A 13,385-nucleotide genomic window follows, 5' to 3' on the forward strand; every position below is an offset into this window, starting at 1 on the left:
GCCGTGCTTATCCGACCTACGGTAACAGCGAGGATATGGGTAAATTTGTCGGATAACACCGTGCTTATCCATCCTACGGTAACAGCGAGGATATGGGTAAATTTGTCGGGTAACGCCGTGCTTATCCGTCCTACGGTAACGGCGAGGATATGGGTAAATTTGTCGGATGACGCCGCGCTTATCCGTCCCGACGGACGGATATTGTAGGGTGGATAAGCGGCAGCGTCATCCACCGGTTATTTGAACTCGGCCTGCTTATACAAATTATCCCACATCTCCAGCACCAGGGACTGGTCGCGCGGGGAGAGCTCGCCCGCCTGAATCGCTTTTTCGAGGCTGCCGGACACCGCCGCATGCAGCGCTTCCGGGGAGTGGTCTTCACCGTGTTCAATTTCGGCCACGGCCAGGGTGAGGTGGCCACGCAGATAACCGCTGGCGAACAGCTCGTCATCACTGGCCACTTCAACCATCCCATCAATCAGCGCCAGAATGCGTGTTTCAAATTCCGCGATCATCGTACGTCTTTCCTCATTTGCAGGTAATTAGTTTAGATCTTCCGGCCACGGGAACAGCTCTGCTGTCACCGGCGGCGTTTTATAATAGTCACGAAGCGCCGCCATCAGACGCGCCGGGCGTTCAGGGATGCCCTGCTCCAGATAAATCATCACCTGGGTATGCACCCGACGCTGGAAAGCAATTCTGTCCGGGTCTACGTCGCCGCTTAAGTTGTCGCAGCTGACGTTAAACGGGAAACCCGCCGCCACGCAAAGCAGCCACTCCAGCGCCTGCGGCTTGACCTCCACGTCTTCGAATCTGCTCTGCGTTTCGGCATCACGGCCGTCCGGGCAGTACCAGTAACCGAAATCCACCAGCTCACGGCGGGCTTTTCCCGCGATGCACCAGTGAGAAATCTCATGCATCCCGCTTGCGTAATAGCCGTGGGCGAACACCACACGGTTGTACGGCAGCTCTTCGTCTGCGGGAAGATAGATCGGTTCGTCGTCGCCTTTAATCAGACGGGTATTGAAATCATCTTTAAAGCAGCTATCGAAGATATCAATCAGCTGCTGATAGTGGTGTTCAGTCGTCATACTTGCTGTAGTCATCTCATGCTATCCCCATCCAGTGGAGGATCTCCGTTCCATGGCTGTCGAATAATAATTTGGCACTCATCACCGCCGAAACGATCACGATCATCGGGCGGATGAGCTTCTGCCCTTTGCTTAATACCAGGCGCGAACCCATACGCGCGCCCAAAAATTGCCCGGCCATCATTACAAAGCCGGTACCCCAAATCACCTTCCCGCCAATGATAAACAGCAGCAGCCCGCCAAGGTTAGACGTGGCGTTCAGCACTTTAGCGTGAGCGGTAGATTTTGCGAGGTTGAAGCCACACAGCGTAACAAACGCCAGGGCGTAAAATGAACCGGCGCCTGGCCCAAAAAATCCATCGTAAAACCCGACGCAGCCACCGGCCACCAGCGCAAACGGCAGGCCGTACAGCCGGCGCTGGCGATCTTCTTCCCCCAGCTTCGGCATCAGCAGGAAGTACAGGCCAATCCCGATAACCAGCAGCGGCAGGATCTGGCGCAGCAAGTCTGATTTAACGTGCTGCACCAGCAGCGCGCCGGTCATCGACCCGATAAAGGTCATCAGAATATTGAGCTTCTGATCCGCAAGGCTGACGACTTTTCGGCGAATAAAATAGAGCGAGGAGGAGACAGACCCGCCGCAGGCCTGAAGCTTGTTGGTCGCCAGCGCATGGGCCGGAGACATCCCGGCTGCCAGCAGCGCGGGCACGGTCAACAGGCCGCCGCCGCCCGCCAGAGCATCAATAAACCCCGCCAGCAGCGCGACAAAGAACAGCGTCACCAGCATCAGGGGAGAAACTAAAAACCATTCCATAAGAAAGATGACCTACCTCATGCAATTGTGAAGCGAAAAGATCTCACCCAAAAACGTATCCGTCAGATTTGGTGATTATCCAGTAGAGCCTGGCATGAGGCCGGTATCGGCGGCGGCGTTTTCTTCTTCGGCGGTTTACTGCCCGGCGGCGGAGGCTGGAACCAACTTTGTAATTCTGCTCCGCAGCCGTCACCGGGAGGCGGCAGCGGCTGATCGACACACTCGAGGCTGTCTGCCGGACAGCGCAGACGAACGTGCATATGCGCGCGGTGGGCAAACCACGGACGAACCTTACGCAGCCAGTCGCGATCCGCACCGGCATCCAGACAAAGCTGCTGTTTAATCGCAGGGTTGACGAAAATGCGCGTGACGTCGTTATCTTTCGCGGCAAGTTTGATCAGGCTGTCGATTTCCGGCTGCCACAAACGCTGAATAACGTGCTTGTCGTCGCTGGCCACTAAATCCAGCGCCTGCGGCCTGAGCAGCTGGGCCGAGGTCCAGCGCGTTTTCGGCAGCTGCAGGAAAATATCCACATCCAGCCCGGTCTGGTGGCTGGCATGTCCTGAGCTGAAGCGCCCGCCTGCGGCCATGCCCATATCGCCAATCAATACCGTGCCTAACCCAAGCTGGTGAACCTGATTGCTAAGCCGCTGGATAAATAACACCAGATCGGGATGGCCGAAATAGCGGCGCTGATCCTGACGCATAATCTGGTAGTTAGCATCTTCAAGCGGCAGCCCGTGAGCGCCAACGATACAGCCGTTGGCAAAGGAACCGATAGACTGCGCGCTGCCCGCAACGGGATGGGTGATTTTTTGCCACGGGGTGGCTGCAAAAGTTACGCTGCTGACAACGAGCGCCAGCAGACCGACGAGTGCTTTTTTCATCGTATTACCACTGTGGCAAAGGTGGTGTCACGTCGGCGTTTTGAGCACGCTGACGCAGCATGTGATCCATCAGGACGATCGCCAGCATCGCCTCCGCGATCGGCACCGCGCGGATCCCAACGCACGGATCGTGACGGCCACGGGTCACCATCTCGACCTCTTCGCCTTCGCGGTTGATCGTGCGGCCCGGCACCATAATGCTGGAGGTGGGCTTCAGCGCCATATTCGCCACAATCTGCTGGCCGCTGCTGATGCCGCCGAGAATGCCGCCCGCATGGTTGCTCTGGAAGCCCCCTTTGGTGATCTCATCGCGGTTCTGGCTGCCGCGCAGGCTGACCACGCCGAAGCCTTCGCCAATCTCAACGCCTTTCACGGCGTTGATGCTCATCAGCGCATGGGCGATATCCGCATCCAGCCGGTCGAACACCGGCTCGCCAAGGCCTGGCGGCACGTTGTCGGCGACCACAGTCACCTTCGCACCGATGGAATCACCCTCTTTTTTCAGGGCGCGCATCAGTTCGTCGAGGGTTTCGATTTTGTCCGGGTCCGGGCAGAAGAACGGATTCTGCTCGACCTGATCCCAGTCCTTAATCTCTAACGGCACGTCGCCCATCTGCGTCAGACAACCGCGAATGGTGATGCCATACTTCTGCGCCAGATACTTTTTCGCAATGGCACCCGCCGCCACGCGCATGGCGGTTTCACGGGCAGAGGAACGGCCACCGCCACGATAATCGCGCTGGCCGTATTTTTGTTCGTAGGTGTAGTCGGCGTGGCCCGGGCGGAACACGTCTTTAATGGCGCTGTAATCCTGCGAGCGCTGGTCGGTATTTTCGATCAGCAGGCCGATGCTGGTGCCGGTGGTGACGCCTTCAAACACGCCGGAGAGGATTTTTACCTGGTCCGGCTCGCGGCGCTGCGTGGTGTAGCGCGATGTGCCGGGGCGACGGCGGTCGAGGTCGTGCTGTAAGTCTGCTTCCGTCAGGGGAATACCCGGCGGTACACCGTCCACGATGCAGCCCAGCGCAATACCGTGAGACTCACCAAAAGTCGTTACGCGAAAAACCTGTCCGATTGAATTTCCTGCCATTTTTCACGGCTCCTTACCGTTGTCATTTTTGATTGTGTTGTTGGCTATCGATTAAGCTGTTGGCGAAAAGAAGACGGGCCTTACGGCCCGCCTGCGGTCAATCTTTGTAGATGCTGAAGTGCTCGCGCGCCGCAATCAGCTGCGCTTTGGTGAGCATGAAGACACCGTCACCGCCGTTGTCGAACTCAAGCCAGGTGAACGGCACCTCCGGGTACTGCTCCATCAGGTGAACCATGCTGTTCCCCACTTCGCAGACCAGCACGCCGCCGTCCGCCAGGTAATCCGGGGCGCAGGCCAGGATACGGCGCGCCAGCTTCAGACCGTCGCTGCCCGCTGCCAGACCCAGCTCCGGCTCAAAGCGGAACTCGCCCGGCAGGTCGGACATATCTTCCGCATCCACGTACGGCGGATTGGTCACGATAATGTCGTACTGCACCTTCGGCAGGTCGCGGAACAGGTCGGATCGAATTGGCGTGACCTGATTCTCCAGACCGTGTTCAGCAATGTTTTGCTCGGCAACCGCCAGCGCGTCCAGGGAGATATCGACCGCGTCGACTTCAGCATTCTGGAACTCATAGGCGCAGGCGATGGCGATGCAGCCGCTGCCGGTACACATATCCAGAATGTGCTGCGGCTCGCCGTCAAACAGGCCCGCAAAGCGGTTGGTGATAAGCTCACCGATTGGCGAACGTGGCACCAGCACGCGCTCGTCCACGTAGAATTCGTGGCCGCAGAACCAGGCTTTGTTGGTGAGATAGGCAACCGGAATGCGCTCGTTGACACGGCGAATCACGCGCTCCACGATACGGTGGCGCTCGCTGGAGGTCAGGCGCGCGGTGCGCATATCTTCAGGGATATCCAGCGGCAGATAGAGGCTTGGCAGCACCAGCTGAACGGCTTCATCCCACGGGTTGTCAGTGCCGTGACCATACCAGATGTTGGCGGCGCTGAAGCGACTGACCGACCAGCGCAGCATATCCTGAATGGTGTGCAGTTCACTTACTGCCTCATCGACGAAAATTTTATCCACGTTGCCCTCCGCAGGCCGTTCGCGCTAATACAATAATCGATTAGTTTGCCATGAAGGCCGCGACAAATCAGCAGACAATCGCCGTGGTGGGGCTGAAAATCGCGTTTTATTTAGCGATGGGCGGCAAAGCGGGTAAACTGGCGGCATAGCAGATGCGAGACGAGAAACAGATGAAGAAGAAACCACCGCTCAGCGCTGACGATCAGAACCTTTTCCGCGATCTGATGAGCGGCACCAAAAAACTCAACCAGGACACCATTGTTCACCGTCCGGCGCGCAAAAAAGCCATGCAGGTCCCGGTGAAACGGCTGTTACAGGAGCAGGCGGACGCCAGCCACTACTTTTCCGATGAGTTCCAGCCGCGCCTGGCAACGGAAGGCCCAACACGCTATGTCCGCGAGGACGTCAGCCACTTTGAACTAAAGAAGATTCGCCGGGGCGACTACTCCCCCGAGCTGTTTCTGGATTTGCACGGGTTAACGCAGCTGCAGGCCAAGCAGGAGCTGGGCGCGCTGATTGCCGCCTGCCGTCGGGAGCACGTATTTTGTGCCTGCGTAATGCACGGGCACGGCAAGCATGTTTTAAAGCAGCAGACGCCGCTGTGGCTGGCGCAGCATCCGCACGTGATGGCTTTCCATCAGGCACCGAAAGAGTACGGCGGCGACGCGGCGCTGCTGGTACTGATTGAAGTGGAAGAGTGGCAGCCGCCGGAGCTGCCTTAGGTTGTGTTGGATGACAATTATCGTAGGGTGGATAAGCGCCATCCGCCAGAAACAGAAAGAGCCGCTATATGCGGCTCTTTTTTTCATGCTTACGGCTCTCAGATCGCTTTCGCTACCCTGAGGTTGTACGGATTCATCTGCCAGTTGAATACGCCTTTTCCGGTCTGCGGATCGAGCGTGACGTTGGCGATTGCCGAGGTACAAAACATAGGTGGAGACTCTTCGGGGCAGAGTTCAGACACCAGATAACCGACCAACGGCAGGTGAGATACCACCAGCGCTGACGCAACGCCTTCACTGGCCAGGGCCTGCAGGTAGTCGCCCACCAGGCCTACGTCACCGCACGGAGTTAACTCCTGCAGGATGTCCTCTTTTTCCGGGAGGTTAAGCGCTTCCCGCACCACGTCCAGGGTCTGTTCAGCTCGCAGGTAAGGGCTCACCAGAACACGTTCGATATCCGCTACCTGACCTTTTAACCAGGTCGCCATCACCCGGGATTCGTCACAACCGCACTGGGTTAATGGACGTACCGAGTCACTGGCGGCATCGAGTGCCGCGTCGCCGTGACGCATGATAAAAACTTGCATATTGCACCGCTTTTGTTAACCAGGAATGCTGCGCCATATCCCCAATGAGAGCAGAGGATATATTCAGCAGCCGGGCATTGTGCCTTATCCGTACATCGAATGAAACGCTGTTTTTTACCTTATTGCTGCAAGTATAGTCAATTAGTGTTTACACATTAACCAACCAGCGCCCATTCACCGAGTTGCTGCCTCGCCCGGGGCGAGGAGAAACTCATGCTTCTTTGACCCCAACTTCCGCAGCAGGGTTCACTGTTCCTGAGAAAGTAAGGTTGTTCTCTGCCATCTGCCGGAGCCGTTCACAGGGTGTGAAACGCTCCCCGTGCTGCCCTGCCAGCCGTTCGAGCCTCGCCACAATGTCACCCGCGCCCCGGCTATCCATATAGCGGAACGGGCCACCGAGGAAAGGTGGGAATCCTATACCAAATACGGCCCCCATATCGCCATCACGCGCGCTGCGCACCACGCCTTCATCCAGGCAGCGAGTAGCTTCATTCAGCATCATTAACACGCAACGCTCAGCGATAACCTGCGGATCGAGCTGCCCTTTCGGCGTTACGCCCAGCAGTTTATAAATTGCCGGGTCGGCCTGTTTTTTGCTTTTACGCCCTTTCGCCGGATAAAGATAGAAACCGCGCCCATTTTTTCTCCCTTTGCGATCGTCCTTCAAAATTGCGTCTATTGCAGGCGGAGCGGCAAAACGATCGCCGTAAGCGTTTTGAAGTATTGGAATAATTTTAGTCCCCACGTCGATTCCCACCTCATCCAAAAGTTGGATTGGGCCAACTGGGAAACCATACTTCACCAGGGCTTCGTCGATTTTTTCGATCGGCTCCCCTTCTGCCAGACAGCGCAGGGCCTCATTTATGTAAGGAGCAAGAATACGGTTGACGTAGAACCCGGCGCTATCGCCGACCACGATCGGCGTTTTACCCTGCTTTTTCGCCAGCGCAACCGTAGTGGAAATAGTTTCCGCAGAAGTTCCGAGGTGGGGAATCACCTCCACCAGCGGCATTTTGTCCACTGGGCTGAAGTAGTGCAGGCCAATGACCTGTTCAGGACGCGCAGCGTTCGCTGCGATATCGGCAATAGGCAAAGAAGAGGTATTAGAGGCAAAGATGGTATGCGCCGCGGCGTACCGTTCAATTTCCGCCACCATTTTCTGCTTCAGCGCCAGGTCTTCGAAAACGGCTTCCACCACGATGTCGCGATGGCTGAAGCCGTGGTAATCCGTGCCGCCAGAAATACGCGCCATTTCCCGCTGCCGCTCTGCCGCTTTCATATGACGGCGGCGCACCTTTTTGTCCAGCAGATCCCAGCTGTATTTCAGGGCGTGGTTGATGCCGTCGTTACTGATGTCTTTAATTCGCACCGGGAGATGCCCTTTCGATGCCGTAACGTAAGCAATGCCACCGCCCATCAGGCCGCCGCCCACTACGCCGACTGCATGAATCGGACGAGGCTCGGCGTCACCGCCATGCTCTTTTTTAAGCTCCGTGCTGGCGAAAAAAATGCTCCGCAACGCGGCGGACTGCGGCGTCATCGCCAGCTCACCAAAGGCTTTTGCCTCCGCTTCGTAGCCGCTGTGGCTCCCCTGCTCTAAGCCGGTTTTGATAACGCCAAGAATGCGTCGCGTCGCCGGATAGTTGCCTTTGGTTTTTTGTTCGGTCTTTTTACCGACGAGATTAAACAATAGTGAGCGCCCCAGCGGCCCGGCGAGAATACGCTCCCGGACGGGTAAAACGCGCGAAGGTTTGCGGCCTTTCAGGGCCAGCTCCACTGCCGCATTCAGCAAAATAGAGTGCGGAACAACGTCGTCCACCAGGCCCAGCTTCAGCGCCTGGCGCGGGCGAAGCTGTTTGCCGGTCAGGATCATATCCAGCGCGTTGCTTACGCCAACCAGACGCGGTAAACGCTGCGTGCCGCCGGAACCGGGCAGCAGCCCGAGCTGCACTTCAGGCAGCCCCAGCTTCGTTTTTTCGTCGTCGGTGCAGATACGCGCGTGGCAGGCCAGCGCCAGCTCCAGGCCGCCGCCCAGGCAGGCGCCGTGGATTGCTGCCACCACCGGTATCGGTAAAGCCGCAATTTCTGCCATTATCTGCTGGCCCTGCTGCGCCAGGGACTGGGCTTCTGCGGCGGTCTGGCAGCCGGCAATCATGTTGATATCCGCACCGGCCACGAAGTTATCCGGCTTGCCGGAAATGAATACCAGCCCCTGCAAACTGTGGTTATCGCGAACCTGTTTAATGATGGCGTGAACCTCCGGGCCAAACGAAGCCTTGAGGGTATTCATCTTCTCGCCGGAAACGTCGATGGTCACCACCGCCACGTTGTCGAGACGGACGTGCAGAGTGAATGCGCTTGTCTGTTCCATTATTCGACCTCCAGTACCATAGCTGCGCCGAGGCCACCGGCGGCACAGGCCGTCACCAACCCAAGCCCACCGCCGCGACGGCGCAGTTCATGCAGCGTCTGGGTAATCATGCGCGCGCCCGTGGCCGCAAACGGGTGGCCGTAGGCAATCGAGCCGCCGAGCACGTTAAATTTAGCATCGTCTACTTCTCCCGTAGCGTGAGCGCGTCCAAGAACATCGCGGGCAAAGCGCTCGCTGGAAAGCATTTTCAAATTGGCAAGCGTCTGCGCCGCGAAGGCTTCATGCATATCAAAAAGGGTCAGATCGGCAAGCGTGATCCCGGCGCGCTCCAGCGCCAGCGGCGTAGCCCAGGCCGGGCCAAGAAGCATGTCTTTCCAGACGTCTACTGCGGTAAACGCATAGCTGCGCAGAAAACCAAGCGGCTTAAGGCCGAGCTCACGAGCACGCGATTCCGTCATCAGTATTATGGCAGCGGCCCCGTCGGTCAGCGGCGTGCTGTTGGCCGCGGTTACCGTGCCGTGTTTACGATCGAAAGCAGGCCGTAGTTTTGCGTAATCTTCCAGTGAAGAACTTTTGCGCACGTTGTTATCTTCCGCAAAAGGCTGGCGATAAGGAGGGATAAACGCCGTCATCACTTCATCCGACAGCTTGCCTTCCTGCCATGCCTGCGCCGCACGAAGATGAGAACGATGGGCCAGGGCATCCTGCTGTTCACGGGTAATACCATGCGTTTTCGCCATTTGTTCGGCGGTATCGCCCATGCGTAATCCGGTCGAATACTCTGCTACCGCCGGAGGAACAGGCAGTAAATCGCGAGGGCGAAGCTTAGAGAATAGTTTGAGTCGCTGCCCGAGCGTGCGGGCTTTGTTCACATCCACGAGAGTACGGCCAAGCTTTTTACTCACGCCAATCGGCAAAACGGAGGATGAGTCTGCCCCACCCGCGATCCCCGCGCGAATCGTCCCGGCAAGTAAACTTTCCGCCACGTTCGCCACGGCCTGGAAACTTGTCGCGCACGCACGGCTAACGCTATAGGCATCGGTGTGCACGCTCATGCCGGTGCCGAGCACGATTTCACGAGCAATATTTGGCGCTTCCGGCATCTGCACAACCTGGCCGAAAACGAGCTGCTCAATCACTTCCGGGGATATTTCGCTGCGTGCCAGCAGTTCGCTGACCACCATATTGCCAAGATCGATGGCGGGAATACCGTGAAAAGCTGTCGCCTGTTTTGCAAACGGCGTGCGTAAACCGCTGACGATAGCAATGCGATCGCCCTGACGGGTAACCAGCGGAAGTGCCTTACTCATAACGCGCCCCTGTTAAATAATTAAGCAGATAAAGTTGTGGTCTGACCTGATCATAGTTTTAACCAAAAAGTTACATTCAGCCAACTGGGGGAGGAGAAATTTGGGAGGGAGGATGTCAACGCAAAGCAGAAAAGGCCTTTTTGTAGCACGACAGAAATGTCCCTACTTCTGGCTTAGGCACAGGTTGACTGATTCAAAGCTATCGGGGCACAAAATTTTTGCACTCAATGTGTATAGCATTCTCTATACGTCAGGTGTAAGCCGTGTATACCATTTGCTATACAGAAGCTCATCATGAAATCTGATGCCCAAGCCCAGCGTGCGTTGATCGATACCGCTGCCGGTATTCTTCATAAATCACGCACCGACTTTATGCCAGACATAGCTTGTCATGCTGCTGAAAACGTTATCCTTGAGCGCCGGATGTTTAATCTCGATGATGAACAGTACGCCGAATTTATCGCTATGCTGGATGCACTCGTTACGGCGAATCCGGCACTGGATACGCTCCTGGCGAGAAAACTGCAGTGGGAAAAGTCCAAAGTAACCGCTCCAGCACCGCTAAATAAGACTCACCTTCTTTCAGAATTTTACTCTGGAGAAGCTGCACAGGATGAATGGATCAAACTCCGGGGGTTAAAAAACCAGTCGACCGGCGCCGCCAGAACGTTTGTGGTATGCCGGGAAGATTCTTCGCAAGTGATTGCTTTTTACTCTCTGGCCACCGACAGTGTCACTCATGCCATTGCACCCGGTGGATTCAGACGAAACATGCCTGATCCCCTTCCCATCATAATTCTGGCCCGGCTGGTAGTTGATTCTAGTTACCATGGCAGGGCCATGGTGCGGATTTACTGCATGATGCGGTACTACGTATTTGCCGGGTTGCGATGATAATGGCGTCCGGGCCATTATGGTGCATGCCTTGTCTGATGTGGCAAACCAGTTTTACCTGCATCATGGATTCATACCCTCAATTACACAGGAAAAAACACTTTTCCTCCGGTTACCTACTGCTAATTAACCGCATGCAAGCCCTAATTTCTTCTGGGGGCAACTCACAGCCAGAAGCGGACATTTCTAACAACGCAGAGTGTTAATCAGTGGAGAACAGGCCACTCATCACGGCGAGATGATTTCAAGACATATGCTTATGCAATGAAGGTGCTCAACTAGCGCCTTTGGTGTTATTTACCTTTGCCAGCATTTTGCAGCTGAGTTTTTGTATCGTTATTACGGCAGTTTCCAGTGTCTGTATGCTGGGATTCATTGGCTGCGGCGTTCCAGTCATGCTTATTAGCGGCGTTGTTAAAATTAGGCAATTCATGCGTCAGGCGAGGAATACCTAAAACCTACAGGTTGGACGTTAGCCAGCGGCGTGACAAACCCAGTAATCAACGTCAACTGTCAACGATCCTTCAGGATATCATTAACCGCAACAGGCTTCGTCCACTGATAACAGGGCGAAGTTGCTCACCAGGTAGAAGACCTGTCCTGCCGGCAGCAGGTCAATCTCGATATTAACCCCCTTACCCGGCGAGCGTTTTTCTACCTGGTCAAAGTTATGAACGGGAATATCTCCGGTCTATAAATCTGCATCCAGATGACGCATTGAAGCACGCCAGCGCCGGTCTGAGCCTTTATAGCACAGAATTGAGACGCCCCGTTCGGTCACGCATAACCTGATTCTACTTATCACCGCCGTTAAAAATGGGGGATTACCGAAGACCCGGATGCTTACAGTAACGACAACCTCATGTATTACTTTCCGGTAAGACCATTTTTATCCGTCGACAGGATTGGGCTGACATCTTTCCTGGATGAGGCTCTTAACATGGACTACAATTAAGATAATTATATTGATATATAAAGTCATCAATGTTGGGTGAACAAGCAGAGAATCCTGCCAAAACGACCACCTGCGTTGTTCCGATTATAGTGGCGGCAACGTAAGATCTGATAACTGCGGAATGGAGTTGCAGGCTATCAACAGTAATGCAATATGACGGTATTTACCTTCCTGTCAGCAGTAACGGAATCAATCAAAAAAATCAGCAATGATATAGCGAGCACTTATGAAAAACACATTAAAAAAATTCAGCAATATGGCGTTTTTTTTGTTGATGATAATAACCGGATTACACATCTCCTTTTCTGCAACGGCGGCCACTAACCAATGTTACCGGTCATCTGCAAAAGATGCAAATGCCTGGGCATATGATTTTGGAACAATATCACTCACTGCAACTGATAATACGACTGGCGTTGTTAAAAACAATGTTGCTGAATTTAATATGCTTGGTGATGCAAAATTATGGTGTGACTGTTCTTCACCTGGACCTTATTTTTTTCGTCTTCTATGAATTTACCCGATGATGGTGATAACTGGTATGTCATGAATGATTACTTAGATGCAAGATTGGATATTAATTTTAATGACTCCTGGAAAACCATACCTTACCAGGATGCATCGACTGGTCCAGGTAATTCTGGTGCCTGTCAAACACAAACGACTATCGGCGGCCTTCCTACAGGAGGTAATGGACGACTGAGTTTAAAAATAAGACGACCGTTTGTCGGTGAATCATTTATCCCTTTGACGAAAATTGCTCAGGAATGCGTTGCAGTAACGACTCAAGGTATTCCTTGCACGCCAGGGAATGCGACATATACCTATTCTTTTTCAGGGCATGTGGTTGTGCCCCAGAACTGCGAAATTAATGCAGGCACGCAGATCGTTGTTCCTTTGGGGACCTTTTATGAAGGCGATTTCAATAATGTGGGTCAGAAACCTGAAAATTTCACCCCAAAAACGTTTAATATCCCCATCCAATGCAATGACGCAAGTGCAGTTGCCAACCTTACATTACGTATCCAAGGAACACCTTCTGCCACGCTGCCTAATGCTCTGCAGTCGGACAATCCTGATATTGGTGTTGTGATAACGAATAGCAACGGCGACCCGCTAATTCCCAACGACAGTAGCAGTGTCATTCCATTTGAATTAGATGATAGCTTAAGAACAAATATTACGCTCCATGCCTACCCAGTAGGTACAACAGGTAATACTCCCACTGTTGGTCAGTTTACAACGCTGGCTTATCTTCGGGTTGATTTCTCCTGAACCCTGCATGTAGATAATTTGACTGAAGCGTCTCCTCAGCATAAGTTCTGCCACATTTATGCTGAGTAGGTAAAATGAATTGCCCTATCATAGGTAGTCCAGCAGGAACAATAAATCTACACTTAACACAGGGCGTCTGCCGTTCGCTGTGAGTTCAACAGGTCGATGTTGGACGTCAGCCAGCGGCGTGACAAACCCAGTAATCAGCATCAACTGTCTACAATCATTCGGGATATTATTAACCGCAACCGTCATCCTGCCCGGGCTGTGGCAATACGACGGTTTCGAGCGACATTAACTCGCTTAGGTAACTGGATATAACATGGATAGTTGCCGCCGGTAGGAATAACGTGAGTTAC

12 protein-coding genes and 2 pseudogenes are annotated in these 13,385 nt (G+C 54.4%); 5 read left to right on the plus strand and 9 right to left on the minus strand.

The window, feature by feature from the left end; genetic code table 11:
• Positions 1–236 precede the first annotated feature (236 nt).
• The 6 genes from ACA108_15710 to prmB all read right to left on the minus strand — a co-directional run bounded on the left by ACA108_15710 (position 237) and on the right by prmB (position 4,912).
• Complete coding sequence (locus ACA108_15710) at positions 237–515, minus strand: YfcL family protein (protein XEX94816.1); 279 nt, start codon at positions 513–515, stop codon at positions 237–239.
• Positions 516–542: 27 nt separating this feature from the next.
• Positions 543–1,091 (minus strand): elongation factor P hydroxylase, encoded by a 549-nt coding sequence (locus ACA108_15715; protein ID XEX98129.1) that lies wholly within the window; start codon positions 1,089–1,091, stop codon positions 543–545.
• Between the two features lie 16 nt (positions 1,092–1,107).
• The gene (locus tag ACA108_15720) at positions 1,108–1,905 is read right to left on the minus strand and encodes a sulfite exporter TauE/SafE family protein (protein ID XEX94817.1); all 798 of its coding nucleotides are present in this window, start codon (positions 1,903–1,905) and stop codon (positions 1,108–1,110) included.
• 62 nt (positions 1,906–1,967) lie between these two features.
• Complete coding sequence (gene mepA, locus ACA108_15725) at positions 1,968–2,792, minus strand: penicillin-insensitive murein endopeptidase (protein XEX94818.1); 825 nt, start codon at positions 2,790–2,792, stop codon at positions 1,968–1,970.
• 4 nt (positions 2,793–2,796) lie between these two features.
• On the minus strand, positions 2,797–3,882 hold the full coding sequence (gene aroC, locus ACA108_15730; GenBank protein ID XEX94819.1) for a chorismate synthase: 1,086 nt from the start codon (positions 3,880–3,882) through the stop codon (positions 2,797–2,799).
• 97 nt (positions 3,883–3,979) lie between these two features.
• Positions 3,980–4,912 (minus strand): 50S ribosomal protein L3 N(5)-glutamine methyltransferase, encoded by a 933-nt coding sequence (gene prmB / locus ACA108_15735; GenBank protein ID XEX94820.1) that lies wholly within the window; start codon positions 4,910–4,912, stop codon positions 3,980–3,982.
• Between the two features lie 170 nt (positions 4,913–5,082).
• On the opposite strand from prmB, the gene smrB reads away from it, so the two are divergent.
• Positions 5,083–5,634, plus strand: coding sequence for an endonuclease SmrB (gene smrB, locus ACA108_15740; GenBank protein ID XEX94821.1), 552 nt, complete (start codon positions 5,083–5,085; stop codon positions 5,632–5,634).
• A gap of 98 nt (positions 5,635–5,732) precedes the next feature.
• Here the strand turns inward: smrB and sixA are convergent, their stop codons facing one another.
• The 3 genes from sixA to fadI all read right to left on the minus strand — a co-directional run bounded on the left by sixA (position 5,733) and on the right by fadI (position 9,902).
• Complete coding sequence (gene sixA / locus ACA108_15745; GenBank protein XEX94822.1) at positions 5,733–6,221, minus strand: phosphohistidine phosphatase SixA; 489 nt, start codon at positions 6,219–6,221, stop codon at positions 5,733–5,735.
• 211 nt (positions 6,222–6,432) lie between these two features.
• Positions 6,433–8,592: a fatty acid oxidation complex subunit alpha FadJ gene (gene fadJ, locus ACA108_15750; GenBank protein ID XEX94823.1), complete on the minus strand. Its 2,160-nt coding sequence runs from the start codon at positions 8,590–8,592 to the stop codon at positions 6,433–6,435.
• The gene (gene fadI / locus ACA108_15755; protein ID XEX94824.1) at positions 8,592–9,902 is read right to left on the minus strand and encodes an acetyl-CoA C-acyltransferase FadI; all 1,311 of its coding nucleotides are present in this window, start codon (positions 9,900–9,902) and stop codon (positions 8,592–8,594) included. The genes fadJ and fadI overlap by 1 nt, the downstream gene beginning before the upstream one ends.
• Before the next feature lie 294 nt (positions 9,903–10,196).
• Here fadI and ACA108_15760 point away from each other — a divergent pair.
• The 4 genes and pseudogenes from ACA108_15760 (at position 10,197) to ACA108_15775 (ending at position 13,026) form a co-directional block, all read left to right on the plus strand.
• Positions 10,197–10,436, plus strand: a pseudogene (locus ACA108_15760) (DUF1778 domain-containing protein).
• Positions 10,425–10,926: pseudogene (locus tag ACA108_15765) on the plus strand (GNAT family N-acetyltransferase). The pseudogenes ACA108_15760 and ACA108_15765 overlap by 12 nt, the downstream one beginning before the upstream one ends.
• Before the next feature lie 1,051 nt (positions 10,927–11,977).
• The gene (locus ACA108_15770) at positions 11,978–12,265 is read left to right on the plus strand and encodes a hypothetical protein (GenBank protein ID XEX94825.1); all 288 of its coding nucleotides are present in this window, start codon (positions 11,978–11,980) and stop codon (positions 12,263–12,265) included.
• Positions 12,266–12,297: 32 nt separating this feature from the next.
• On the plus strand, positions 12,298–13,026 hold the full coding sequence (locus tag ACA108_15775) for a fimbrial protein (GenBank protein ID XEX94826.1): 729 nt from the start codon (positions 12,298–12,300) through the stop codon (positions 13,024–13,026).
• Positions 13,027–13,385: the final 359 nt, after the last annotated feature.

This window comes from Dryocola sp. LX212 (assembly GCA_041504365.1).
In the GTDB taxonomy this organism is placed as follows: domain Bacteria; phylum Pseudomonadota; class Gammaproteobacteria; order Enterobacterales; family Enterobacteriaceae; genus Dryocola.

Excerpts from the sequence above, each read along its gene's own strand:
- sixA (XEX94822.1), bottom strand. The coding sequence starts at position 6,221 with ATGCAAGTTTTTATCATGCGTCACGGCGACGCGGCACTCGATGCCGCC.
- smrB (XEX94821.1), top strand. The coding sequence starts at position 5,083 with ATGAAGAAGAAACCACCGCTCAGCGCTGACGATCAGAACCTTTTCCGC.
- mepA (XEX94818.1), bottom strand. The coding sequence starts at position 2,792 with ATGAAAAAAGCACTCGTCGGTCTGCTGGCGCTCGTTGTCAGCAGCGTA.
- ACA108_15715 (XEX98129.1), bottom strand. The coding sequence starts at position 1,091 with ATGACGACTGAACACCACTATCAGCAGCTGATTGATATCTTCGATAGC.
- ACA108_15720 (XEX94817.1), bottom strand. The coding sequence starts at position 1,905 with ATGGAATGGTTTTTAGTTTCTCCCCTGATGCTGGTGACGCTGTTCTTT.
- fadI (XEX94824.1), bottom strand. The coding sequence starts at position 9,902 with ATGAGTAAGGCACTTCCGCTGGTTACCCGTCAGGGCGATCGCATTGCT.
- ACA108_15710 (XEX94816.1), bottom strand. The coding sequence starts at position 515 with ATGATCGCGGAATTTGAAACACGCATTCTGGCGCTGATTGATGGGATG.
- ACA108_15770 (XEX94825.1), top strand. The coding sequence starts at position 11,978 with ATGAAAAACACATTAAAAAAATTCAGCAATATGGCGTTTTTTTTGTTG.
- aroC (XEX94819.1), bottom strand. The coding sequence starts at position 3,882 with ATGGCAGGAAATTCAATCGGACAGGTTTTTCGCGTAACGACTTTTGGT.
- ACA108_15775 (XEX94826.1), top strand. The coding sequence starts at position 12,298 with ATGAATGATTACTTAGATGCAAGATTGGATATTAATTTTAATGACTCC.
- fadJ (XEX94823.1), bottom strand. The coding sequence starts at position 8,592 with ATGGAACAGACAAGCGCATTCACTCTGCACGTCCGTCTCGACAACGTG.